The sequence below is a fragment of the Pseudomonas sp. PL-6 genome (genome assembly GCF_054110165.1).
The window spans coordinates 4,750,656-4,775,161 of record NZ_CM134189.1 but is presented as its reverse complement, the minus strand read 5'-3'; the positions used below and the strand labels follow the sequence as shown (position 1 = coordinate 4,775,161).

General features: G+C 67.1%; 22 protein-coding genes. 12 read left to right on the top strand and 10 right to left on the bottom strand.

What is annotated here, in order from left to right; genetic code table 11:
* The first annotated feature begins 198 nt into the window (after window positions 1-198).
* Window positions 199-702 carry a hypothetical protein gene (locus ACW9UL_RS20925; RefSeq protein ID WP_457788161.1) on the top strand — a complete coding sequence of 168 codons (504 nt, stop codon included), beginning with the start codon at window positions 199-201 and terminating at the stop codon, window positions 700-702.
* 195 nt (window positions 703-897) lie between these two features.
* On the top strand, window positions 898-1,278 hold the full coding sequence (locus ACW9UL_RS20920) for a phage infection protein (protein WP_457788160.1): 381 nt from the start codon (window positions 898-900) through the stop codon (window positions 1,276-1,278).
* 11 nt (window positions 1,279-1,289) lie between these two features.
* On the opposite strand, the gene ACW9UL_RS20915 is transcribed toward ACW9UL_RS20920, so the two are convergent.
* Together ACW9UL_RS20915 and ACW9UL_RS20910 are read right to left on the bottom strand one after the other, a co-directional pair.
* The gene (locus ACW9UL_RS20915) at window positions 1,290-3,599 is read right to left on the bottom strand and encodes an ATP-dependent DNA helicase (RefSeq protein WP_457788159.1); all 2,310 of its coding nucleotides are present in this window, start codon (window positions 3,597-3,599) and stop codon (window positions 1,290-1,292) included.
* Window positions 3,596-5,227, bottom strand: a complete 1,632-nt coding sequence (locus tag ACW9UL_RS20910) for a VRR-NUC domain-containing protein (protein WP_457788158.1) — start codon at window positions 5,225-5,227, stop codon at window positions 3,596-3,598. Before ACW9UL_RS20910 ends, ACW9UL_RS20915 begins: the two co-directional genes overlap by 4 nt.
* 236 nt (window positions 5,228-5,463) lie before the next feature.
* Between ACW9UL_RS20910 and ACW9UL_RS20905 the strand changes: the two genes are divergently transcribed.
* From ACW9UL_RS20905 to trhP, 7 genes are all read left to right on the top strand, one after another.
* On the top strand, window positions 5,464-5,961 hold the full coding sequence (locus ACW9UL_RS20905; protein WP_457788157.1) for a phage infection protein: 498 nt from the start codon (window positions 5,464-5,466) through the stop codon (window positions 5,959-5,961).
* Between the two features lie 182 nt (window positions 5,962-6,143).
* Window positions 6,144-7,487, top strand: coding sequence for a cell envelope integrity protein CreD (gene creD / locus ACW9UL_RS20900; RefSeq protein ID WP_457788156.1), 1,344 nt, complete (start codon window positions 6,144-6,146; stop codon window positions 7,485-7,487).
* Window positions 7,488-7,535: 48 nt separating this feature from the next.
* Window positions 7,536-7,838 carry a hypothetical protein gene (locus ACW9UL_RS20895; RefSeq protein WP_021442144.1) on the top strand — a complete coding sequence of 101 codons (303 nt, stop codon included), beginning with the start codon at window positions 7,536-7,538 and terminating at the stop codon, window positions 7,836-7,838.
* 411 nt (window positions 7,839-8,249) lie between these two features.
* Complete coding sequence (locus tag ACW9UL_RS20890; protein WP_021442141.1) at window positions 8,250-8,510, top strand: DUF4212 domain-containing protein; 261 nt, start codon at window positions 8,250-8,252, stop codon at window positions 8,508-8,510.
* A gap of 6 nt (window positions 8,511-8,516) precedes the next feature.
* Window positions 8,517-10,286 carry a sodium:solute symporter family protein gene (locus ACW9UL_RS20885; protein WP_021442140.1) on the top strand — a complete coding sequence of 590 codons (1,770 nt, stop codon included), beginning with the start codon at window positions 8,517-8,519 and terminating at the stop codon, window positions 10,284-10,286.
* Between the two features lie 91 nt (window positions 10,287-10,377).
* Complete coding sequence (locus tag ACW9UL_RS20880; protein ID WP_031302652.1) at window positions 10,378-10,884, top strand: hypothetical protein; 507 nt, start codon at window positions 10,378-10,380, stop codon at window positions 10,882-10,884.
* A gap of 148 nt (window positions 10,885-11,032) precedes the next feature.
* Entirely contained in the window at window positions 11,033-12,340 is a 1,308-nt protein-coding gene (gene trhP, locus ACW9UL_RS20875; RefSeq protein ID WP_457788155.1) for a prephenate-dependent tRNA uridine(34) hydroxylase TrhP, read from the top strand.
* A gap of 109 nt (window positions 12,341-12,449) precedes the next feature.
* Here the strand turns inward: trhP and ACW9UL_RS20870 are convergent, their stop codons facing one another.
* From ACW9UL_RS20870 to ACW9UL_RS20860, 3 genes are all read right to left on the bottom strand, one after another.
* Window positions 12,450-13,154, bottom strand: coding sequence for a 3'-5' exonuclease (locus ACW9UL_RS20870; RefSeq protein ID WP_122110090.1), 705 nt, complete (start codon window positions 13,152-13,154; stop codon window positions 12,450-12,452).
* Window positions 13,151-15,082, bottom strand: a complete 1,932-nt coding sequence (locus tag ACW9UL_RS20865; protein ID WP_457788154.1) for a putative nucleotidyltransferase substrate binding domain-containing protein — start codon at window positions 15,080-15,082, stop codon at window positions 13,151-13,153. Before ACW9UL_RS20865 ends, ACW9UL_RS20870 begins: the two co-directional genes overlap by 4 nt.
* Window positions 15,083-15,288: 206 nt before the next feature.
* The gene (locus ACW9UL_RS20860) at window positions 15,289-17,466 is read right to left on the bottom strand and encodes a malate synthase G (protein ID WP_457788153.1); all 2,178 of its coding nucleotides are present in this window, start codon (window positions 17,464-17,466) and stop codon (window positions 15,289-15,291) included.
* Between the two features lie 503 nt (window positions 17,467-17,969).
* Here ACW9UL_RS20860 and ACW9UL_RS20855 point away from each other — a divergent pair.
* Both ACW9UL_RS20855 and ACW9UL_RS20850 read left to right on the top strand, forming a co-directional pair.
* Window positions 17,970-18,419 (top strand): GNAT family N-acetyltransferase, encoded by a 450-nt coding sequence (locus tag ACW9UL_RS20855; protein ID WP_457788152.1) that lies wholly within the window; start codon window positions 17,970-17,972, stop codon window positions 18,417-18,419.
* Window positions 18,420-18,453: 34 nt separating this feature from the next.
* Window positions 18,454-18,972, top strand: coding sequence for a glycine cleavage system transcriptional repressor (locus tag ACW9UL_RS20850; protein ID WP_021442080.1), 519 nt, complete (start codon window positions 18,454-18,456; stop codon window positions 18,970-18,972).
* 239 nt (window positions 18,973-19,211) lie between these two features.
* Here ACW9UL_RS20850 and rarD read toward each other — a convergent pair whose 3' ends face one another.
* The 5 genes from rarD to ACW9UL_RS20825 all read right to left on the bottom strand — a co-directional run bounded on the left by rarD (window position 19,212) and on the right by ACW9UL_RS20825 (window position 23,224).
* Window positions 19,212-20,105, bottom strand: coding sequence for an EamA family transporter RarD (gene rarD / locus ACW9UL_RS20845; RefSeq protein ID WP_021442079.1), 894 nt, complete (start codon window positions 20,103-20,105; stop codon window positions 19,212-19,214).
* A 195-nt stretch (window positions 20,106-20,300) separates the two neighbouring features.
* Window positions 20,301-21,275 carry an SrkA family protein kinase gene (gene srkA / locus ACW9UL_RS20840; protein WP_457788151.1) on the bottom strand — a complete coding sequence of 325 codons (975 nt, stop codon included), beginning with the start codon at window positions 21,273-21,275 and terminating at the stop codon, window positions 20,301-20,303.
* Between the two features lie 56 nt (window positions 21,276-21,331).
* Window positions 21,332-22,096, bottom strand: a complete 765-nt coding sequence (gene modE, locus ACW9UL_RS20835; RefSeq protein ID WP_457788150.1) for a molybdenum-dependent transcriptional regulator ModE — start codon at window positions 22,094-22,096, stop codon at window positions 21,332-21,334.
* Between the two features lie 60 nt (window positions 22,097-22,156).
* Complete coding sequence (locus ACW9UL_RS20830) at window positions 22,157-22,888, bottom strand: ComFC family protein (RefSeq protein ID WP_457788149.1); 732 nt, start codon at window positions 22,886-22,888, stop codon at window positions 22,157-22,159.
* Window positions 22,889-22,930: 42 nt separating this feature from the next.
* Window positions 22,931-23,224: a hypothetical protein gene (locus ACW9UL_RS20825; protein WP_457788148.1), complete on the bottom strand. Its 294-nt coding sequence runs from the start codon at window positions 23,222-23,224 to the stop codon at window positions 22,931-22,933.
* A 208-nt stretch (window positions 23,225-23,432) separates the two neighbouring features.
* On the opposite strand from ACW9UL_RS20825, the gene bioB reads away from it, so the two are divergent.
* Window positions 23,433-24,488: a biotin synthase BioB gene (gene bioB / locus ACW9UL_RS20820; protein WP_457788147.1), complete on the top strand. Its 1,056-nt coding sequence runs from the start codon at window positions 23,433-23,435 to the stop codon at window positions 24,486-24,488.
* Window positions 24,489-24,506 lie beyond the last annotated feature (18 nt).

Sequence of the window (24,506 nt, the reverse complement as noted above, 5' to 3'; positions counted from 1 at the left end):
GGGTCAAACTCTACCTGTCGTGACTGACCGCTTCTGGCCAATAGCTGCCTGTCGTGAGGATTTGCTCTTGGCCGGTAACGGCCGATAAGGCAGAAATAATCCCCGCCCCCCAACGCCCCCAGCCAAGACCCGCCTACAATATGCCCCCGATCAACCTGGGCCATGCATATGGCTGTCTCGAACAAGGAACCCGCCGCCATGGCCTCCCCGGATAAACAGAAAAAGCGCGCCCAGCGGGCCAAAGCCAAGGCCAAGGCCAAGCAGAACCGCGTGGGCAAGCCCAAGGCCAATCTGGTGCATCCGCTGCTGGCCAATCCGCTGATCGACGAGCCGTTCGACGATGTCGCCATCGACCTGAGCACCTTCGACTTCAAGGACATCGAGGAGAACGGTTTCGACCCGGCGGACTTCGACGACCTGTTCCAGGCGATGCGGGTCGGCGAGGGCATCAGTCTGCTGGCGCTGTGTCTGGTGTTCCTGCAGTACCCGGTGCTGGAGCTGGTGGTCGCCGAGGAAGCGGAAGATGCGGCCACCGACTTTATGATGGGTCTGCTGATCGTCTATCGCGGGATCTTCCACGATGAAGACGAGGACGCGGCGGTGGAATGGATCGGCAGCGACGCCTTCCAGACGGCCTACAACGAAGCCTCGCTGATCCTGCAGCAGAAGCACGCACGCCGTACCCCGGGCAGCCGCGTCTAGTCACGCGGCGAGCGCGGCCTGGCCCTGCGCTTCCCTCCCGTCGAATTACCTGACTGAAACCTTGGAGCGGGGTTTTGTTTCAGCTTTGTATCTGCTGATTCGATTGTTTAGATTGTTTATTTGCGCTTTTTTATCAATTTCGTGCGAGTAGCATAGGTTCCGTAGCCACCTTCCAGCCCGCCCCGGAGCCTGACCATGAAAAAGCACATCCTCGCCAGCCTCGTTATCGCCGCCCTGTCCGCTAGTGCCTTCGCCTTGCCGCAGTCTTCCGTTCAATCCGGCGCTGCGCCGCTGGTGGCCGAAGGCGGCGCCGACCGCGTAGGCGTCAATCGCGTCGCCGCCGATGGTGCGGATCGCGTCGGGGCCAATCGTATCGCTGCCGATGGTGCGGATCGTGTCGGTGCCAATCGCGTCGCCGCCGATGGCGCGGATCGCGTCGGGGCCAATCGTGTCGCCGCCGATGGTGCGGATCGTGTCGGTGCCAATCGCGTCGCCGCCGATGGCGCGGATCGTGTCGGCGTCAACCGTATCGCCGCCGACGGCGCCGACCGCGTCGGGGCCAGCCGTATCGGCTGATGCCGCCTCGCTCAGGTTTCGACTGAAGGCGCCCGCTCGGGCGCCTTCGTCGTTTCTGCCGGCAGGCGCATGGCCTCGACCTGCCACCAGCTCGGCAGCAGGTCGCGCACTTGCGGGCGGGCGAAGCGATCGTCGATCAGGTAGAGCACGCCCTCGTCCTCCGGCGTGCGGATCACCCGGCCGGCGGCCTGCACCACCTTCTGCAGGCCGGGGTAGAGGTAGGTGTAGTCGTAGCCGTTGCCGAACAGCGCGTGCATGCGCTGGCGGATTTCCTCGTTGATCGGGTTGACCTGGGCCAGGCCGAGGGTGGCGACGAAGGCGCCGATCAGGCGGTCGCCGGGCAGGTCGACGCCCTCGCCGAATACCCCGCCGAGCACGGCGAAGCCGATGCCGCGCCCGCCGACCTGGAAGCGTTCGAGAAAGCCCTGGCGCGCCGCCTCGTCCATCTGCCGCGACTGCACCCAGACGGGAATCTCGGGATGTTCGCGAGCCAGCAGGTCCAGCACCTGCTGCAGGTACTGGTAGCTGCTGAAGAAGGCCAGGTAGTTTCCCGGCCGTTCGCGGTACTGGCGGGCGATCAGCCGGCAGATCGGCGCCAGCGAGGCCTCGCGGTCGCGGTAGCGGGTCGACAGGTTGCGCACCGCGCGCACCTGCAGCTGCGCGGCGGTAAAGGGCGAGGCGACGTCCAGGCACTGGGTCTCCTCCGGCAGGCCGAGCAGGTCGAGGTAGTAGTGGCTGGGGCTGAGGGTGGCGGAGAACAGCGTGGCACTGTGCGCGTCCTCGAAGCGCGGGCCGAGGAAGGGCGCCGGCAGGACGTTGCGGATGCACAGGGTGGAGTAGCTGCGGCCGTTGCCGGCTTCGACGCGGCTGATGTCGAACAGCGAGTGCGGGCCGAAGCTTTCCGCCAGGCGGCAGAACAGCATGGCGTCGAGGTAGAAGCTGAGCAGCTCGCCGGCATTGCCCTCGGGCTGGTCGGTGAGCAGATCGGTGATGGCGCTGACCGCCTTGCCCAGCGCGGCCAGCAGCAGGTCCGGCGCCAGCGGATGGACCTGATAGGGCACCTGCTGCTCGCGGTGCAGCTGGTTCCAGTGCCGGTCGACCCGCTCCAGCACGCCTTTCAGCTTGGCCGGCGCGTCACGGCGCATGGCCTTGAAGCGCGCCTGATCCAGCTCGGCGCTGTACATGCTGCGGCCGCGTTCGACCAGGTTGTGCGCCTCGTCCACCAGCAGGCAGACGCGCCACTGGTTGACCAGGGTCAGGCTGTGCAGCAGGGCGCCGAGGTCGAAGTAGTAGTTGTAGTCGCCCACCACCACGTCGCTCCAGCGGCACAGCTCCTGGCTCAGGTAGTAGGGGCAGATGCCGTGGGCGAGGGCGATGGCGCGCACCGCCTGCTGATCCAGCCAGCGTTCCTTCAGCGCCGCGCTGCGCGCCGCCGGCAGGCGGTCGTAGAAGCCCTTGGCCAGCGGACAGGAGTCGCCATGGCAGGCCTTGCTCGGGTGTTCGCAGGCCTTGTCGCGGGCCACGTGTTCCAGCACCCGCAGCGGCGTCTCCGGTTCGCGCAGGCGCTGCAGGGCATCGAGGGCGAGGCGCCGGCCCGGAGTCTTGGCGCTGAGGAAAAACAGGCGGTCGAGCTGCTGGCCGGGCATGGCCTTGAGCTGCGGGAACAGGGTGCCGAGGGTCTTGCCGATGCCGGTGGTGGCCTGCGCCAGCAGGTAGTGGCCGTCGCGCGCGGCGCGGTACACGGCCTCGGCCAGTTGCCGCTGGCCATGGCGGAACTCGCCGTAGGGAAAGCGCAGCGCCGTCAGCGCCGCGTCGCGCGTCAGGCGGTGGGCCTGTTCCTGGCGCGCCCAGTGGATATAGCGGCGGCACTGCAGCTCGAAGAACTCGCGCAGTGCCTCAGCGCTATGGCGCTCGCGAAACACCGTTTCCTTCTGGCTGATGACGTTGAAGTACACCACCGCCAGGTCCAGTTCATCGAGTTCCAGCGCCTGGCACAGTAGCCAGCCGTAGACCTTGACCTGCGCCCAGTGCAGCAGGCGGTGGTTGGCCGGGATGCGCGCGACGTCGCCGCGGTGGGTCTTGATCTCTTCCAGCAGGCGAAACTGCGGGTCGAAGCCGTCGATGCGGCCGCTGACCCTCAGTTCTTCGAACTCGCCACTTACCGCCAACTCGGACATATAGTCGGGGCCGCGCCTGGCGACCACCGTGGCGTGGCCGGCGATGCCTTCGGCGGCGGTGGGCGAGGGGGTGAAGCGCAGGTCGAGGTCGCCCTCCTTGGCGGTGAACTCGCACAGCTCGCGCACGGCGATGCGCAGGCTCAATCGCTCCACTCCACGTAGCAGACGCTGACCGGCATGCCGTGCTCGGCGCAGAACGCCAGCCAGCGTTTCTGGTTGTCCTGCAGGCGGTCGCCGGGGCCTTTCACCTCGATCATTCGGTAGCGCCGCTCGGCCGGCCAGAACTGGATCAGGTCGGGCATGCCGGCGCGGTTCTCGCGGATGTCGGCGAGCAGGCGACGGAACCAGGCGCCCAGGTGCGCCGGCGGCAGGCAGGCCAGCGCCTGCTCCAGGCGCTCGGCGTCGAGCAGCTCCCAGAACACGAAGGGCGACTGGATGCCGAACTTCTCGGCATGGGTGCGGCGCATGGCCTCGACGTAGCTGCCGTCGTCCAGGCGCGCCAGGCTGGCGGCGAACAGCTCGCTGCGCCGGGCGTGGAAGTCGGCGCGGTGCAGGTCCACCGGGCCGGCGTGGAAGGGGTGGAAGAAGGCGCCGGGCAGCGGGGCGAAGATCGCCTCCCAGCAGAGCAGGCCGAACAGCCCGCAGATCAGCGTGTTCTCCACGTAATGCACTGGCGCATCCGGCTCGGCCAGGTGCGCGGCCACGGCCAGCTCGACGCTGGCGGCGCGCGGCAGGCTCAGGTCGAGGCGATCCTCGAGCGGCTTCGCCGCCTTGGCCGCTGGCGGCAGGCCGAGGCGCCTGCACAGCCGGGTGCGCGCCCGTTCGGCCAGCTGCGCCTCCTCGCCGTTGTGCGGCGCATGGATGACCCCTTCGGCCAGGGCCAGCGCCTCGGCATCGCGGCCCAGGCGCTCCAGCACGCGGATCTGCCGCTGCCGTGAGCCGAGCGCGGCGGTGTCGCGGTACAGCGCCAGCGCCGACTCCAGCTCGCCGGCGCGTTCCAGCTGCTGGGCCAGGCGCAGCAGCAGGCGCTGGTGGCGCTCGCCGATATGCGGATTGTCGGTGGAGAAATCGCCGAGCAGTTGCAGCACCTCGGTTACCGCCATGCCGGCGTCGAAGGCGTCGCGGCAGGCGCGCAGATGCAGGTAGTGGTCGACATCCTGGCGGCTGCGGAAACCGCGCGAGCCCGGGGTGATCGGCACCTGCTCGTAGCGAAATATCCCTAAGTCGGCGAGGACGAATTCCGACCAGTCCTGCGCCAGGTTGCCGAAGAACATCAGCCGCAGGCGGTCGCACAGCGGCCCGATGGCCAGGCTCAGCAGACGGTCTTCCAGCTGCGGGCACCAGTCGGCCAGGCTGCGCGGCTCGACATGCAGCTCGCGCAGGTGCTCCAGCAGTTCGCTCTTTTTCAGCGCGCCGCCCGGCAGGTCGGCGGCGAAATGCGCGGCCAGTTCGTCCTTGAGCAGCAGGGCGCCGAGCTCGTCGAAGGTCAGCGCGGCGTCGTCGATCAGCCAGCCCTGCGCCAACAGCGGCGCGGCGGCGGTCGCGATGTCGCCGATCTCGGCGTAGCGCAGTTTACTCGCGCGAAAGTGCACGCCCTTGCGCATCACCAGGCGCACCAGCAGGGCCTGGGCCGGCAGCGGCAGCTGGATGAAGCTGGCGATGAAGGCCTGCTCGGCCTCGTCCATCAGCTCGCGGTGATGGGCGTCGAGCCAGTCGAGGGCCTTGCGGAAGTTGGCCAGGTAATAGAGTTCGGGGGCGTCGAGGGCGGGCATGGCGCGCTGCTGGGTACTGGTTTTTTGTACAGATACCAGGGTGCGCCCTGTCGCGCAACGGCGGCGGGATGGATGGGCGGCTCCCGCCCATCACTACTATGTCCATGATCGATAAGAAATTTTCCGGGTATCGATGGCGTCGATGATCGCTATCGAGACATGTCCCTTTTGCCAAATTGGGGCGTGCGTAACATGGGCCCCGTAGCCACTTTCCAGCCCCACCCAGGAGCCCGATCATGAAAAAGCAAATCCTCGCCAGCCTCGTTATTGCCAGCCTGTCCGCCGGTGCGTTCGCCCTGCCGCAGGTCTCCGTCGAGCAGTCCAACGCCCCGGCGGTTGCCGCTGACGGCGCCGACCGCGTAGGCACCAACCGCATCGCCGCCGATGGCGCCGACCGCGTAGGCGTCAACCGCATCGCCGCCGATGGCGCCGACCGTGTAGGCGTCAACCGCATCGCTGCCGACGGTGCCGACCGCGTAGGCGTCAACCGCATCGCCGCCGACGGGGCCGACCGCGTAGGCGTCAACCGCATCGCCGCCGATGGCGCCGACCGCGTAGGCGTCAACCGCATCGCCGCCGATGGCGCCGACCGCGTAGGCACCAACCGCATCGCTGCCGACGGTGCCGACCGCGTAGGCATCAACCGCATCGCCGCCGATGGTGCCGACCGTGTGGGAATCAACCGTATCGCCGCCGACGGTGCCGACCGCGTAGGTATCAACCGCATCGCCTGACCCGCCAACCCTTCTGGCGGGAGCAGTTCGATGCCGCACAGCAGCAGTTAATCAGGGCGCCCGCAATCGGCGCCCTGATGCTTTTCCGCTTTCTCCACGCAATCTCCACGTTCCCCCCATAAAGCCCCCACCTGCGCTGCCCAGACTCTGCCGTACCTTCACTCGCTACGGAGAGCCGCGCCATGAGCCGCACCCTGAGCTTCAAGCTGGGCGCCATCGCCCTGTTGATCCTGCTGTTGCTGATTCCCCTGCTGATGATCGACGGCCTGGTCGACGAACGTCAGAACCTGCGCCACCAGGTGCTGCAGGACATCGCCCGCAGCTCCAGCTACCGCCAGCAGATCACCGGGCCGATCCTGGTGCTGCCCTACGTCAAGACCACCCATGAATGGAAGACCCACGACAAGACCGGCGAGCGTTACCAGCAGGAGCGCCAGCAGCGCGGGCGCCTGTATTTTCTGCCGGAGCGCTTCGTGCTCGACGGCCAGGTGAGCACCGAGCTGCGCGCGCGCGGCATCTACCAGGCGCGCCTGTACCGCAGCGATAGCCAGGTCAGCGGCCAGTTTCGCCTGCCGCCGCGCCTGGGGCTGGGCGACGAGCTGGGTTTCTACCGCTTCGACAAGCCCTTCCTTTCCGTCGGCATCAGCGATATCCGTGGCATCGGCAACGACCTGCAGCTGCGCCTCAACGGCCAGACCCTGGGCTTCGCCCCGGGCAGCGGCGACGCCAGTTTCGGCGCCGGCGTGCATGCGCCGCTGCCGGCGCTCGACGCGCAGGGCGGGCAGCTGCTGGAGTTCGCCTTCGACCTCAAGCTGCAGGGCACCGAGCAGCTCGCCGTGGTGCCGGTGGGGCGCGACAGCCGGGTCAGCCTGAGTTCCGACTGGCCGCACCCGAGCTTCGTCGGCGAGTACCTGCCGAGCCAGCGCGAGGTGAACGCGCAGGGCTTCAGCGCGCAGTGGCAGACCAGCTTCTTCGCCACCAACATGGAGGAGGCGCTGGCCGACTGCGTGGGCCGCGAGCAGTGTCACGCGCTGCTCGGCCGCAACTTCGGGGTCAGCTTCGTCGACCCGGTGGACCAGTACCTGAAGACCGACCGCGCGATCAAATACGCGCTGCTGTTCATCGCCCTGACCTTCGCCGCCTTCTTCCTCTTCGAGGTGCTCAAGCGCCTGGCGGTGCACCCGGTGCAGTACGCCCTGGTGGGCCTGGCGCTGGCGCTGTTCTACCTGCTGCTCTTGTCGCTGTCCGAGCACCTGGCGTTCGCCCTGGCCTATGGCCTGTCCGCCAGTGCCTGCGTCGGCCTGATCGGCTTCTACGTCAGCTTCGTGCTGCACAGCTGGCGGCGCGGCCTGGGCTTTGGCGCCTTGCTGGCGGCGCTGTACGCCATGCTCTACGGCCTGCTCAGCGCCGAGGACCATGCCCTGCTGATGGGCTCGCTGCTGGTGTTCGGTGTACTCGCCAGCGTCATGGTGCTGACCCGCAAGCTGGACTGGTACGGCGTCGGCCGCACTGCTCCGCACGCCTGAATCCGATCGGCGCGGCGTGGGCCGCGCCCCTTCTCTGGAGCTGATCCCATGCGTCTGTTCATGCAGTTTTCCGCCTGCCTGGCCCTGGGCCTGGTGGTGGCGGTGATGATCCTCATCGGTCTGATGTTCGCCGGCTGGTTCGACCTGATCGACGGCCTGCTGCTGACCGGCAAGCCGCTCGCCCATGTGAGCCTGATGCTGTTGCCCGAGGGCTTCTGGAATGCCCTGACCGGCATACAGGACGCGGCGAACAACGGCACGCTGCGCTCCTTCCTCTCGCTCTGTGCGGCGCTGGGCCAGGTCGGCCTGCTGCTGGCGCTGGGCTTTATGCGCCTGTGGTATCGGCCATGAGCGGGCATATAGGTCTGCGCGAGGAGGCGCGTGCCGGGCATCTGTTGGCGCGGCGTATCGCCGGGTTGTTCGCGCAGGCGCGGCAAGGGCGATTGCGCGGCGAATCTGCACGGGGGCCCAGGGATTACGCAGGTTCTGGATTATTCCCCTGCGGGCCAGCGCAAGCGCGGTTCAGCGATAAAGCTGCTGTCCCGCCTGCGCGGAAATGACGGCTATTTCAGCGTTTCCTAAGACCAAAGTCGTCCCCGTTGATTTTAGGCCGCCGACGCTGGTGCAAGTGCCTGTTAGCTGGGTAAAGACAACTACGCTCGGAACGTCTCCAGGCGGCTAATACCAATGTCTATCTGTCGGTTTGCCGGGGCCTGCTGCTAGTTTGAAGCTGCATCAGAATAACAATAACCGGAGGCGTCTATGACTTCTGAAAAAGCAAATGCCGCGGCCTACTGGAAGGCCAATGTGCGGCTCATCACCTGGAGCCTGGTTGTCTGGGCGCTGGTTTCCTACGGCTTCGCCATGATTCTCCGACCCATGCTCGCGGGCATCATGATCGGCGGCGCTGACCTCGGATTCTGGTTCGCCCAGCAGGGCTCCATTCTCGTATTTATCGGCCTCATTTTTCACTACGCGTGGAGACTGAACAGACTCGATAAAGAATTCGGCGTCGAGGAGTAAGAGGTCATGAGCCAATTCGTCATCAACATGCTGTTCGTGGGTGCGTCCTTCGCGCTCTACATCGGTATCGCCATCTGGGCCCGCGCGGGCTCGACCAAGGAGTTCTACGTCGCCGGTGGCGGCGTGCACCCGGTCACCAACGGCATGGCCACCGCCGCCGACTGGATGTCGGCCGCGTCCTTCATTTCCATGGCCGGTCTGATCGCCGCCGGCGGTTACGCCAACTCCACCTTCCTCATGGGCTGGACCGGCGGCTACGTGCTGCTGGCCATGCTGCTGGCGCCCTACCTGCGCAAGTTCGGCAAGTTCACCGTGCCGGATTTCATCGGTGATCGCTTCTATAGCCGCGGCGCACGCCTGACGGCAGTGATCTGCCTGGTGATCATCTCGGTCACCTACGTGATCGGGCAGATGGCCGGTGCCGGTGTGGCCTTCTCGCGCTTCCTCGAAGTGAGCAACTCGACCGGCATCTGGATCGCCGCGGCCGTGGTGTTCGCCTATGCCGTATTCGGCGGCATGAAGGGCATCACCTACACCCAGGTGGCGCAGTACGTGGTGCTGATCATCGCCTACACCATCCCGGCGATCTTCATCTCCCTGCAGCTGACCGGCAACCCGATCCCGCCGCTGGGCCTGTTCGGCGACCACGTCGACTCCGGCGTGCCGCTGCTGCAGAAGCTCGACGAAGTGGTGCGTGAACTGGGCTTCGCCGCCTACACCGCCGATGTCGACAACAAGCTGAACATGGTGCTGTTCACCATGTCGCTGATGATCGGTACCGCCGGCCTGCCGCACGTGATCATCCGTTTCTTCACCGTGCCGAAGGTGGCCGACGCCCGTTGGTCCGCCGGCTGGACCCTGATCTTCATCGCCCTGCTGTACCTCACCGCGCCGGCCGTGGCCTCGATGGCGCGCCTGAACCTGGCGACCACCATTTATCCGGAAGGTGCTACTGCCCCGGCCCTGGCCTACGAAGAGCGTCCGGAATGGGTCAAGACCTGGGAGCAGACCGGTCTGATCGCCTGGCAGGACAAGAACGGCGACGGCCGCATCCAGATGTACAACGATGCCGCCCCGGCCTTCACCGCGACCGCTCAGGAGCGTGGCTGGAACGGCAACGAGCTGACCGTCAACAACGACATCCTGGTACTGGCCAACCCGGAGATCGCCAACCTGCCCGGCTGGGTGGTGGGGCTGATCGCGGCGGGCGCCATCGCTGCGGCACTGTCGACGGCGGCGGGGCTGTTGCTGGCGATTTCCTCGGCGATCAGTCACGACCTGATCAAGACCTTGATCAATCCGAAGATCAGCGAGAAGAACGAGATGCATGCGGCGCGGATCTCCATGGCTGCCGCGATTCTGCTGGCGACCTACCTGGGCCTGAATCCACCAGGCTTCGCCGCGCAGGTGGTGGCGCTGGCCTTCGGTATCGCCGCGGCCACGCTGTTCCCGGTGCTGATGATGGGCATCTTCTCCAAGCGGGTGAACGACAAGGGCGCGATCTGCGGCATGGTCGCCGGTCTGGTGGTGACCCTGCTGTACATCTTCACCTACCTGGGCTGGTTCTTCATTCCGGAGACCAACATGCTGCCCAATACCCCGGACCAGTGGTTCATGGGTATCTCCCCGGCGTCCTTCGGTACCATCGGTGCGCTGATCAACTTCGGCGTGGCCTATGCCGTGGCGATGCTGACCACCGCTCCGCCGCAGGAAATCCAGGATCTGGTGGAAAGCGTGCGTACTCCGAAAGGTGCTGGTGGCGCGCTGAGCCACTGAGCATAATCCAGGCCTGAGGCCATCGGTCGATGGTTCAGGGTCTAACGGACGGGCCTCCAGTGGAGGCCCGTCTTATTTCAGGAACAGTCGAATGTTATGGACTTTGCTTGCCATCGTGGTGGCGGGGCTCGGCGCTGCCGGTATCGCCCTGCTGCTGCGAAAGCTGACGCGCAACAAACTGCCGAAGTGGATAGTGCCGCTGTTCGGCGGCCTGGGGATGCTGGGCTACCAGATCTTCTACGAGTACTCCTGGTTCGAGCATCAGCAGCAGCGCCAGCCGCAGGAGTCGGTGGTGGTGGCCAGCGAGGCCGGCCACGTGTTCTGGCGCCCCTGGAGCTACTTCGTGCCGATGATCACGGCCTTTACCGTGCTCGATAGCACGAGCGTGGTGAAGCGCGAGCTCGACGGCCGGGTGGTCGCCGAATTCATGCTCTACCGCTTCGAGAAGCAGCACATCGATCACGTCGCGCACCAGGCGCACCTGCTCAACTGCGACAGCGCCGAACTGCTGCCGCTGAACGCGCAGCAGCAGCCGCAGCTCGATCAGCTCAAGCGCATCGCCAAGGACGATCCGCTCTACCTGCAGGTGTGCCGCTAGCGCGCCGCTTTGCGGTGAACGCGCACGGCGTACCATCCTGACCCATCGTCTCGCCCGGGCGCTTTTGCGCGCCCGATAGACCCAGATCAATATCCACGCCTGTCACCTGCATAGAATTGCCAGCCCCTGATTTTTCGAGCTTGCGGTCATGCCCCGTTTTCCCGAACTGCTGTCGCCGGCCGGCAGCCTGAAGAACATGCGCTATGCCTTCGCCTACGGCGCCGACGCGGTGTATGCCGGGCAGCCGCGCTACAGCCTGCGCGTGCGCAACAACGAGTTCGACCACGCCAACCTGGCCCTGGGCATTGCCGAAGCCCATGCCCAGGGCAAGCGCTTCTACGTGGTGGTCAATATCGCCCCGCACAACGCCAAGCTCAGGACCTTTCTCAAGGACCTTCTGCCTGTGATCGAGATGGCCCCGGATGCGCTGATCATGTCCGACCCCGGGCTGATCATGCTGGTGCGCGAGCACTTCCCGCAGATGCCGATCCATCTGTCGGTGCAGGCCAACGCGGTGAACTGGGCCAGCGTGCGGTTCTGGCAGCAGCAGGGGCTGAGCCGGGTGATCCTGTCGCGTGAGCTGGCACTGGAAGAGATCGAGGAAATCCGCAGCCAGGTGCCCGGCATGGAGCTGGAGGTGTTCGTCCACGGCGCGCTGTGCATGGCCTATTCCGGGCGCTGCCTGCTGTCGGGCTACATCAACCGCCGCGACCCCAACCAGGGCAGCTGCACCAATGCCTGTCGCTGGCAGTACCAGGCCACGCCGGCTGGCGAGAACCAACTCGGCGAAATCGTCCGTGTGGTCGAGCCGACCCTGGGCCAGGGCACGCCAACCACCCAGGCATTCGTGCTGCAGGAGGCTGGGCGACCGGATGATGAAATGACCGCGTTCGAGGACGAGCACGGCACCTACATCATGAACTCCAAGGACCTGCGCGCGGTGCAGCACGTCGAGCGCCTGCTGCGCATGGGGGTGCATTCGCTGAAGATCGAGGGGCGCACCAAGAGTCATTTCTACGTGGCGCGCACCGCCCAGGCCTACCGTCAGGCCATCGACGACGCCCTGGCCGGACGGCCCTTCGACAGGGGCCTGATGCAGCGCCTGGAGTCACTGGCCAACCGCGGCTACACCGAGGGTTTCCTGCGCCGCCATGTGCACGACGAGTACCAGAACTATGAGCGCGGCAGCTCGCGCGCCGAGCGCCAGCAGTTCGTCGGTGAGCTGACCGGCGAACGTCGCGGCGCGCTGGCCGAGGTGCGGGTGAAGAACCGCTTCGCCCTCGGCGACTGGCTGGAGCTGATGACCCCGCAGGGCAATCGGCGTTTCTCCCTGGCGCAGTTGGAGAACCGCCAGGGCCAGGCGGTGGACGTGGCCCCGGGCGACGGGCATGTGCTCTATCTACCGCTGCCGGAGAATCTGTCGCTGGAATACGGCCTGCTGCTGCGCGACCTGTAGGGCTGCGTAGGGTGGATGACGCTTTACCCATCCACCAGGATTGTCGGCGGCTGCCCCGTGGTGGATAGAAAGAGCGTTATCCACCCTACGCCCGGATCGTCGGCGCAGGCTACAGCGAATAGGCGCGCTGGCGGCGCCGGCTGTTGAGCGCCTGGAGCAGCGCCGGCAGGCTGTCGAGGCCCTGCTGGCGGGCCTTGCTCAGCAGGATCAGGGCCAGCTCGGCGGTGACCAGGGCGTCGGCGCTGGCGTGGTGGCGCTGCTGCACCTGCAGGCCGAAATGCCGGGTCCAGTCGTCCAGCCCGGCGTGCGCCAGCTTGGCCTTGGGGCACAGCAGCGGGGCCAGTTCGGCGACGTCGAAGAAGGCGTGCTGCAGGCGCTGGCCCAGGCTTTCCTTGAGCGCGCGGGCGAGCATGCGCTGGTCGAACTCGGCGTGGTAGGCGAGCAGCGGGCTGTCGCCGACGAACTCCATAAAGGCCAGCAGGGCCTCGGCCGGCTCCTCGCCGCGGGCGATCTCGCTGGGGGCGATGCCGTGGATCAGGGTGCTGGCGCTGGCCTGGTGGCCGTCGCGCTGCAGGGTGCACTCGAACTGCTGGCTGAGGTCGATGGCGCCGTGCTCGATCACCACCGCGCCGATCGACAGCACCTGGTCGCGGCGCATGTTCAGGCCGCTGGTCTCCAGGTCGAGGACGACGAAACGTTGCGCGTGCAGCGGCCGCTCGTCGAGCGCGGCCGGGGCCGCCAGCTCGCGGCGGCGCTCCAGCTGGCGCTGGGTCAGGGCCGGGCCGCGCCCGGTGAACCAGGTGAACTTGCTCATAGCTGATACCTCAGGGCCAGGCTGCTCTGCAGCCGCTGCGCCTGGCGGAAGGACTCGCGCAGGATGCGCCGGTCCAGGTGGTTGAGGCGGTCGGGGTCGACCCGGTTGGAGTAGGGCAGCTCGTCGCGCGCCTGCAGCTGGTGCTGCTGCATGCGGGTCTGCTGGATGAAGTGGTAGGCCTCCTCGAAGGCGGCGCCGTCCTGGGCCTCGATCACGCCCTTGGCCACCAGCGCGCGCAGGCGCTCCAGGGTGCCGACCGCGGCGACGTTGTGGGCCAGGGCGAGCAGGCGGGCGCCGTCGACGAAGGGGGTCAGGCCCTGCACCTTGAGGTCGAGGGTGTCCTTGTCGGCGCCGGAGCGGACCACCACGAAGTCGCGGAAACGGCCCACCGGCGGACGCTGGCGCAGGGCGTTCTCGGCCATCATCTGCTGGAACAGGCTGTTGTTGCCGATACGCCCGAGCAGTTCCTCGCGCAGCTGCTCGCAACCCTCGTCCGGGCCCCAGATCGCCCGCAGGTCGAAGTAGATGGTCGAGCCCAGCAGGTTTTCCGGGGTGGCCTCCAGCACGAAGCCGGCGAAGCGCCGCGACCACTCCTGGCGCGACAGGCACAGCTCCGGGTTGCTGGCCATGATGTTGCCCTTGCACAGGGTGAAGCCGCACTGCGCCAGGCGCTGGTTGATGGTGGCGGCCAGCGGCAGCAGGCGCCCGCGGATGGCGGCAGCCTCGGCGGCGTCGGCCGCCTCGAAGAGGATGCCGTTGTCCTGGTCGGTGTGCAGGGTCTGCTCGCGGCGGCCTTCGCTGCCGAAGCACAGCCAGGTGAAGGGCACGCCCGGGTCGCCCATTTCCTCGATCGTCAGCTCGATCACCCGGCACACGGTGTGGTCGTTGAGCAGGGTGACGATATGGGTGATCTGCGTCGAGCTGGCGCCGTGGGCCAGCATGCGGTCGACCAGCAGGCGGATGTCGCTGCGCAGCCCGGCCAGGGTCTCCACCTTGCCGGCGTGGCGGATGGTGCGCGCCAGGTGCACCAGGTCGACGCGCTGCAGGCTGAACAGGTCGCGCTCGGAAATCACCCCGCAGAGCCGCTCGTGTTCCACCAGGCAGACGTGGGCGATATGCCGCTCGGTCATGGCGATGGCGGCGTCGAAGGCGCTGGCGTCCGGCGCCAGGTGGAAGGGTTTGGGGGTCATCAGGTTGCTGATCGGCTGGGCCAGGTCGACGCCGTCGGCCACCACCCGGCGCAGGTCGCGCAGGGTGAAGATGCCCAGCGGCCGCTCGTTCGGGTCGACGATGACGATGCTGCCAACGTGCTGTTCGTGCATCAGCCGCACCGCCTCGCGCAGCGGCGTGACGGGGGCGCAGCCGATGGGTTGGCGCATGGCCAGTTCGCCCAGGCGGGTATCCAGCGAATACTGCGCGCCGAGGGTCTCCACCGCGCGCAGCTGCACCTGCTGGTTGACCTGGTCGAGCAGGCTGCTGACCCCGCGCAGGGCGAAGTCGCGCAGCGGGTTGGACACGGCGAACAGCTTGACGAAGGCGTGCTTGGCCAGCAGCAGGCAGAAGGTGTCCTCGGCGGCCAGGTGTTCGGTGCGGGTGGCGCGTTCGCCGATCAGCGCGGCCAGCGGAAAGCATTCGCCGGCGGTGATCTCGAAGGTGGTCTCGGTGCCGCGCCGCGCGCTGTGCGGGCGCTCGCCATGCACCCGGCCCTGCTTGACGATGTAGAAGTGCTCGACCGGGCCGTCGCTCGGCTTGATGATCGACTCGCCTTCGCCGTAGAAGCGCAGCTGGCAGTGCTCGACCAGAAACGCCAGGTGGGCGGTGTCCATCTGGTTGAAGGGCGGAAACTTCTGCAGGAACTCCATGGTGCCGTGGATGTTCTGCAGCACCGCGGTCTTGCCCGCATCGGCCAGAGCGTCGGCCTTGCTCATGGACTTGCGCCTCGCAGTTTCGAGATGCTGCCAGTGTGGCCACGCGCGTGGGCCTTGGCCATTGCACCTAAGTAGGGGGGCGAGGGGGCTGCCGCCGCCCTAGGTTGGCGCTGAGCGTAGCGAAGCCCAACGCGCCGACCGCGCCGACCTGCGCGCGGCCAATAAAAAACCGCCCCGAAGGGCGGTTTCTCTGCGGCGGCAGCGAATCAGAGACCGTTCTTGGCCTTGAACTCGCGACGACGGCGGTGCAGCACCGGCTCGGTGTAGCCGTTGGGCTGCTTGGTGCCTTCGATCACCAGCTCCAGCGCGGCCTGGAAGGCGACATTGTTGTCGAAGTCCGGGGCCAGCGGGCGGTACAGCGGGTCGCTGGCGTTCTGCCGGTCGACCACCGGCGCCATGCGCTTGAGGCTTTCGATCACCTGGGCTTCGCTGACGATGCCGTGGCGCAGCCAGTTGGCCAGCAGCTGGCTGGAAATGCGCAGGGTGGCGCGGTCTTCCATCAGGCCGACGTCGTTGATGTCCGGCACCTTGGAGCAGCCGACGCCCTGGTCGATCCAGCGCACCACGTAGCCGAGGATGCCCTGCGAGTTGTTGTCCAGCTCGTTGCGGATTTCCTCGTCGCTCCAGTTGGTGTCCTTGGCCAGGGGGATGGTCAGGATGTCGTCCACCGACGCCGGAGTACGCTTGGCCAGTTCGGCCTGACGGGCGAACACGTCGACCTTGTGGTAGTGCAGGGCGTGCAGGGTGGCGGCGGTCGGCGAGGGGACCCAGGCGGTGTTGGCGCCGGACAGCGGGTGGGCGATCTTCTGCTCGAGCATGGCGGCCATCAGATCGGGCATGGCCCACATGCCCTTGCCGATCTGCGCGCGGCCCTGCAGGCCGGTGGCCAGGCCGACGTCGACGTTGTTGTTCTCGTAGGCGCCGATCCAGGTCTCGCTCTTCATGGCGGCCTTGCGCACCACGGCGCCGGCTTCCATGGAGGTGTGGATCTCGTCACCGGTGCGGTCGAGGAAGCCGGTGTTGATAAATACCACGCGTTCCGAAGCCGCTTTGATACAGGCTTTCAGGTTGACGGTGGTGCGGCGCTCCTCGTCCATGATGCCGACCTTGAGGGTGTTGCGGACCAGGCCCAGCACGTCCTCGACGCGGGCGAAGATCTCGCTGGCGAAGGCGACTTCTTCCGGGCCGTGCATCTTCGGCTTGACGATGTACACGCTGCCGGTGCGGGTGTTCTTGCGCGTGGTGTTGCCGATCAGGTTGTGCACCGCGATCAGGCTGGTGAACAGCGCGTCCTGGATGCCTTCCGGGATCTCGTTGCCTTCGGCGTCGAGGATGGCCGGGTTGGTCATCAGGTGGCCGACGTTGCGCACGAACAGCAGCGAACGGCCGTGCAGGGTCAGCTCGGAGCCGTCGACCTTGGTGTAGACGCGATCCGGGTTCATGGTGCGGGTGAAGGTCTGGCCGCCCTTGGCGACTTGCTCGGCCAGGTCGCCCTTCATCAGGCCCAGCCAGTTCTTGTAGACCACCACCTTGTCGTCGGCATCGACGGCGGCGACCGAGTCTTCGCAGTCCATGATGGTGGTCAGCGCGGCTTCCATCAGCACGTCTTTCACGCCGGCGGCGTCGGTGCTGCCGATGGGGCTGGCGGCGTCGATCTGGATCTCGAAGTGCAGGCCGTTGTGCTTGAGCAGCACGGCGACCGGCGCACTGGCCTCGCCCTGGAAGCCGATCAGTTGCGCGTCGTCGCGCAGACCGCTGTTGCTGCCGCCCTTGAGCGAAACCACCAGCTTGCCGTCAACGATCTTGTAGCCGGTGGAGTCGACATGGGAGCCGGCGGCCAGCGGCGCGGCCTCGTCGAGGAAGGCGCGGGCGAAGGCGATGACCTTGTCGCCGCGCACCTTGTTGTAGCCCTTGCCCTTCTCGGCGCCGCCTTCTTCGCTGATCACGTCGGTGCCGTAGAGGGCGTCGTACAGCGAGCCCCAGCGGGCGTTGGAGGCGTTCAGGGCGAAGCGCGCGTTCATCACCGGCACCACCAGCTGCGGGCCGGCCAGGCGGGCGATCTCTTCGTCGACGTTGGTGGTGGTGGCCTGGAAGTCTTCCGGCTCCGGCAACAGATAGCCGATTTCCTGGAGGAAGGCCTTGTAGGCAGCGGCGTCATGGGCCTGACCCTGGCGCGCCTGGTGCCAGGCATCGATCTGCGCCTGCAGTTCGTCGCGTTTGGCCAGCAGGGCACGGTTCTTCGGTGCCAGGTCCTTGATGACCGCGGCGGCACCGGCCCAGAACTGGTCGGCAGCGATGCCGGTACCGGGGATGGCTTCGTTGTTCACGAAGTCGTACAGGACTTTGGCGACCTGCAGGCCACCGACTTGAACGCGTTCAGTCATCACTTGCCTCACTCTCTCTGAGCTCTACTCAATAGCCGCTTCGGGCCCCTCTAAAAACTACCTGCGTTGCCATCGCTGCGTTAGAAACAGGCTCAGAAGGCTCATTTACACCAAGTAAACTCCGCTTCTTCGCCCGTTCGATTCGCTGGCGCTCACCCTTCGGGCCAGCCTTCGGCTGTTACTCCCGTTGGTCGTTGCGCCTGGCGCTGGCTACCTCGCCTACGTTATTAGAGGGGCTCGTCGGAGACGGGTTTGCCGTCTTGTAGTCCGAGGCGCGGCATACTACATCAAGATTCCGGGGAAATGCAGTGGGTGTGCGTCAGTCTGCGACCGGAAGGCTCTGTGCGGTCACGTTGAATACGCTGTGTATGCAAAAAAGTGCGCTATTGTTTCATAAAAATTGTAAAAACGTACACGATTAATTGCGCGGGCTACTGACAAGAGGGCGAATATGGCCTACGCCGCCTTCGCCTATACTGCGCTGACCCGTTCTGGAGCCTGCCATGCCGGTATCCGCCGCCGTTGCCGCCGACCTCGTCGACCTCACCCACCTGTTCGCCGGCTACCTGGCCTTCTACCAGGTGCCGCGGGCCGAGACGGAGATCGCCGCCTTTCTCCGCCAGCGCCTGCAGCGCGGCGACTCGCAGCTGCTGATCGCCCGCGACGAGCGGGGCGCGGCCCAGGGCTTCGTCCAGCTCTATCCCTTCCACTCGTCCCTGGCGCTGGAACCGGCCTGGCTGCTCAGCGATCTCTATGTCGACGAGTCGGCTCGCCGCGCCGGCGTCGGCGCGGCGCTGATGAACGCCGCCCGTGCTCATGCCGAGGCCAGCGGCGCCTGCGGCCTGCAGCTGGAGACGGCGAAGACCAACCTGGCCGGGCAGCGCCTGTACGAGCGCCTGGGCTATGTGCGCGACGAGCAATTTCTCACCTACTGGCTGGCGCTGCGCGGCTGAGCCTTTCCAATCCTGTGAACGAGTGAGGTAGTACATGGATCATCTGGTACTGACGGTGATTGCCGAGGATCAACCGGGGCTGGTCGAGCGCCTCGCCGCCTGCGTCGCCGAACACGGCGGCAACTGGCTGGAAAGCCGCATGGCGCGCATGGCCGGGCAGTTCGCCGGCATCGTGCGGGTGGACGTGCCGGCCGAGGCGCACGGCGGTCTGATCAAGGCCCTGGAGGCGCTCGGTGCGCAGGGCATTCGTGTGCAACTGGCGGTCAGCGGCAGCGAGCCGGGCGGACGCTTCACCGCGATCCGCCTGGAGCTGGTGGGCAACGACCGCCCCGGTATCGTGCGCGACATCACCCGCTTGTTGGCCGAGCAGGGTGTCAACCTGGAAAGCCTGCTGACCGAAGTGGCGCCGGCGCCGATGAGCGGCGAGTTGCTGTTCACCGCCGAGGCGCTGCTGGCGGTGCCGGAGACCCTGCCGCTGGAGCAGTTGCAGGCGCGCCTGGAGACCCTGGCCGACGACCTGATGGTGGAGCTGAATCTGCGTCAGGAGGACTGAATATTCACGGCTGGCGTGGATCAGCCTGTGGATAAGCTGGGGAGCCCCGGCGCACCCGCTAGTGCCCCGGGGCTTTTCTTTGCCTGGCTAAAAAATCAGCAGGATCAAAGGTTTGTGCGCAAATGCCGGGGGAGCTGTGGCTTAGCCGGGGCCGAAAGGCCCGCGCCAGGGCTGACGCAGCCTGGCGGCGGTTGGGTGTTTTCTGCTCAGCCGAGTGCGTGCGCTGCGCCCCCCACCCCTTACACGCTCGGACGTTTGCGCAGGCTCAGCCAGATATCCAGGCTGTACACCGCCAACCCGGCCCAGATGCAGGCGAAGGCCAGCAGGGTGCTGGGGGCGAAATGCTCGTCGAACAGCAGGATCGCCTGCAGCAGCACCAGGGTCGGCGCGATGTACTGCAGAAAGCCCAGGGTGGTGTAGGGCAGGTGGCGCGCTGCGGCGTTGAAGCACACCAGCGGCACCAGGGTGATGGGCCCAGCGGCCGCCAGCCACAGCGCCTCGCTACTGGTCCAGAAGCTCGCCTGGCTGCTCGCCGCCGCCGGGTGCAGGGCCAGCCAGGCCAGCGCCACCGGCAGCAGCAGCCAGGTCTCCACCACCAGACCGGGCAGGGCGGCGACCGGCGCCTGTTTGCGGATCAGCCCGTAGAAGCCGAAGGTCAGCGCCAGCACCAGCGACACCCAGGGCAGGCTGCCCAGCTGCCAGACCTGCTGCAGCACGCCGAGGGCGGCCAGGCCGACGGCCAGCCACTGCAGGCGGCGCAGGCGCTCGCCGAGAATCAGCAGGCCGAGCAGCACGTTGATCAGCGGGTTGATGTAGTAACCCAGGCTGGCCTCGATCATCCGCTCGTTGTTCACCGCCCAGACGTAGACCAGCCAGTTGGTGGCGATCAGCAGGCCGCAGCCGGCCAGCACCGCCAGGCGCTTGGGATGGTCGCGCAGCTCGCGCCACCAGCCCGGGTGTTTCCACACGAGCAGCAGCAGGCCGCCGAACAGTGCCGACCAGAGCACCCGGTGGACGATGATTTCCAGTGCCGGCACGCTCTGGATGGCCTTGAAGTATAGCGGGAACAGGCCCCAGATGACGTAGGCGGTGAGGCCGAGGAGATACCCGCGTCGCGGGTTGGCGGTGGCCATGCGGAGTCCTTGCTTAGGCAGCTAACGGTAGCCGCGGAATTCTAGTCTCCGGGCCCCGGGCTTGTCTGTTCGTTCAGTTTTTCTCCATGGCCGCGTGCCGGGAAAGTCGTAAGGCAAAGTTTACGCGGCGCGGGCAACTGTATCGGTCTGGGCCGGCCTGCCGGCGATCATTGCAAGGCTCATCCGGGCTACGTCTCAGAACAGCCGCAGCGGCTCCTCGTCCAGCGCCGCCAGTTGCTCGCGCAAGGAGAGGATCTGGTCGCCCCAGTAGCGCTCGCCGGCGAACCAGGGGAAGGCCAGGGGGAAGGCCGGGTCGTCCCAGCGTCGGGCGATCCAGGCGCTGTGGTGCATCAGGCGCAGCGCGCGCAGGCCCTCGATCAGCGGCAGCTCGCGGGTATCGAAGTCGTGGAATTCCTGGTAGCCGTCCATCAGCTCGGCCAGTTGGCCGAGGCGCTCGTGGCGCTCGCCCGCCAGCATCATCCACAGGTCCTGTACCGCTGGGCCCATGCGGCAGTCGTCGAGATCGACGATGTGGAAGCTGTCGTCGCGGCACAGCAGGTTGCCGGGGTGGCAGTCGCCGTGCAGGCGGATCGGCTGGTAGCGCACGCGGGCGAACAGCTGATCGAGGCGCGCCAGCAGGTCGCGCGCCACCGACTCGTAGGCCGGCAGCAGGCTGCGCGGGACGAAGCCGCCGCCGAGCAGGGTGGCCAGCGAGGCGTGGCCGAAATTGTCCACCGCCAGGGTTTCGCGGTGGGCGAAGGGGCGGCTGGCGCCGACCGCGTGCAGGCGGCCGAGCAACTGGCCGAGGCGGTACAGCTGATCCAGGTTGCCCGGCTCCGGCGCGCGCCCGCCGCGGCGCGGGAACAGGGCGAAGCGGAAACCGCCGTGCTCGAACAGGGTCTCGCCGTCACGCAGCAGCGGCGCCACCACCGGCACCTCGCATTCGGCCAGCTCGAAGCTGAAGCTGTGCTCCTCGCGGATCGCCGCATCGCTCCAGCGGTCGGGGCGGTAGAACTTGGCGATCAGCGGCGCCTCGTCCTCGATGCCCACCTGGTAGACGCGGTTCTCGTAGCTGTTGAGCGCCAGCACGCGGGCGTCGCTGAGGTAACCGAGGCTCTCCACGGCGTCGAGCACCAGGTCCGGGGTGAGGGTGGAGAAGGGATGGCTCATGACAGGCTCCGCGCGCTAGGGCGCACAGTGTAGCCCTTTGTCCCCGGCCAGCGGGGTCAGACCTGGGTGCCGAGCAATACCTGGCTGGCGGCGAACTGCGCGCGTACCGGGTCGCCGGCGCGCAGGCCCAGCTGCGCCAGGCGCGCGGGGTCGACCAGGGCGCACAGGGTCTGGCCGCTGGCCAGGCCGATGCGCACTTCGCTGGGGCCGTCGTCCGCCGCCAGGACCTGCTCGATCCAGCCGTCCAGGGCATTGCGTGCGGGATCGGGCGGCGCCGACAGCGGCTGCAGTTCCAGCCAGCCGGCCTTGATCAGCGCCACCACGCCGGCGCCGGCACTCAGTTCGAGTTTCTCGGTGCTGTCGCGCGTGATCTGCGCGCGGATCAGCGCGCCGCCCGGCAGTTCCAGTTCGACCAGATCGTTGCGTCCCTGTGCCTGGATCGCCCGCACCCGGCCGCTCAGCTGGTTGCGTGCGCTGGTGCGCAGCAGCAGGCGGCCGAGCAGCTGCAGGTCGGCGTCGTCCTCGGCAGCCTGCAGCAGCTGCGCCTGCAGTGCCTGCACCCGCCGATGCAGGGCCAGCAGGCGTGCGCCGGCCGGGGTCAGGCGCGCGCCGCCGCCGCCCTTGCCGCCGACGCTGCGGCTGACCAGTGGCTGTTCGGCGAGGTTGTTGAGTTCGTCGATGGCGTCCCAGGCGGCCTTGTAGCTGAGCCCGGCGGCCTTGGCGGCGCGGGTGATCGAGCCTTGTACGGCGATCTGCTCGAGCAGGACCAGGCGTTGCGGGCGGCGGCTGAGCAGTTGGGCGAGAGGATCGGGCTGGGCCATGGGCTGCGGATGGCAAGGGCGATGGGCGGCACGTTGCGCGACTCTGACCGGCAAGTCAAGTCAGCCGTCGCCGGGGCGCGGCGTGCGCGCCAGGCAGTAGACGTCGACCCGCGCGGCGCCGGCGCGGCGCAGCAGGCGGGCGAGGATACCGGCGGTGGCGCCGGTGGTGAGCACGTCGTCGACCAGTGCCAGGTGGCGCCCGGCGAGCTCGGCGCCGGCGTCGAGGGCGAAGGCCTGGCGCAGGTTGCGCTTGCGCGTGGCGGCGTCCAGGCCCTGCTGCGCCGGGGTGTCCAGGCGCCGTTGCAGCCAGTCGCCGTGCACCGGCAACTGCAGGCGGCGGCCGAGCCAGTCGGCGAGCATCTGCGCCTGGTTGAAACCGCGGCGACGCTGGCGCCGCCGCGCCAGGGGCACCGGCAGCAGTGCCTGCGGCCTGGGCAAGCCTTCGTCGTAGGCGTGCTGCAGGTGTTCGGCCAGCAGTTCGGCGAGCAGCCGGCCGTGCGGCCACTGGCCCTGGTGCTTGAAGCGGGTGATCAGGTTGTCCACCGGGAAGGCATAGCGCCACGGCGCCTCCACCCGGGCGAAGCTCGGCGCCTGGCGCTGGCAGGCGCCGCAGATCAGGCCGGCCATCGGCAGCGGCACCGCGCACACCTGGCACTGCGCGCCGAGCCAGGGCAGCTCGGTCTCGCAGGCGCTGCAGATGGCGTGTCGGGGGTGGTCGGCGGGCTCGTCGCAGAGTTGGCAATGGCGGCGCGGTTGCAGCCAGGCGGGAAGCTTGAGGGGGAGCAGGGGCATGACGGCTCGTCCGTGAGCGAAAGCCCTGAGCCTAGCCGGCGCTCAGTGGATCAGCCAGCCCATCAGCAGCAGGCCCAGCAGCAGCCAGAGCACCCCGGCGAAAATGGCTTTGCGTAGCAGCGCGCGCACGCCCTTGTAGAGAAACAGCAGGCCGAGGATCAGCAGGATGAAGCTGAAGATCGACACGTCCATGCCGATGGCCCGCGCCATGCCGCCGAGGAACGCATCGATGGCGTCGGCCACTGCGCCCAGGGCGCCGGAGCACAGCTCGACGATAAAGCGGATGGCGCTGCCCAGGGTATGCCCCAGCCAGTCGAAAAAGCCGGTTAGCTGCATGCAGAAGATTCCGATGACGCGATAGGGGGTTTGGCCAGGTGCCAGTATGAAAGTTCGATTGATCAATAAATGATCAGTGGTAAACCTGTGCCTTGTTGGTGGTTGACAGCATCCAAAGGCCACTTATGATGCCCTAAGCCTGAACGTCCCGTCGCCCCGTGCGCGGGCCCCGACAACAGACGCCGCCTAGCGTCGAAGGAAGCTCCCGATGAGTGCAACCGCCGCCACCCCCACCCGCCACGACTGGTCGCTGGCCGAAGTCCGCGCGCTGTTCGAACAGCCGTTCAACGATCTGTTGTTCCAGGCGCAGACGGTGCACCGCGCGCACTTCGACCCTAACCGCGTACAGGTTTCTACCCTGCTGTCGATCAAGACCGGCGCCTGCCCGGAAGACTGCAAGTACTGCCCGCAGTCCGGCCACTACAACACCGGCCTGGACAAGGAAAAGCTGATGGAGGTGGAGAAGGTGCTCAAGGCCGCCGAAGAGGCCAAGGCCATCGGCTCCACGCGCTTCTGCATGGGGGCGGCGTGGAAGCACCCGTCGGCCAAGGACATGCCCTACGTGCTGGAAATGGTTAAAGGGGTGAAGAAACTCGGCCTGGAAACCTGCATGACCCTGGGCAAGCTGGATCAGGAGCAGACCCAGGCGCTGGCCGAGGCGGGGCTGGACTACTACAACCACAACCTGGATACCTCGCCGGAGTTCTACGGCAACATCATCACCACCCGCACCTACGGCGAGCGCCTGCAGACCCTGGCCTACGTGCGCGAGGCGGGGATGAAGATCTGCTCCGGCGGCATCCTCGGCATGGGCGAGTCGGTGGACGACCGCGCCGGCCTGCTGATCCAGCTGGCCAACCTGCCGGAGCACCCGGAGAGCGTGCCGATCAACATGCTGGTCAAGGTCAAGGGCACGCCGCTGGCCGAGGAGAAGGACGTCGATCCGTTCGACTTCATCCGCACCCTGGCGGTGGCGCGGATCATGATGCCGAAATCCCACGTGCGCCTGTCCGCCGGCCGCGAGCAGATGAACGAGCAGATGCAGGCCCTGGCCTTCATGGCCGGCGCCAACTCGATCTTCTACGGCGAGAAGCTGCTGACCACCGCCAACCCCCAGGCGGACAAGGACATGGCCCTGTTCAAGCGCCTCGGCATCAAGCCGGAGGAGCGCGAGGAGCATGCCGACGAGGTGCACCAGGCCGCCATCGAGCAGGCCCTGGTCGAGCAGCGCGATTCCAAGCTGTTCTATAACGCCGCGGTCTGAAGTCAGGCGGTGGATGAG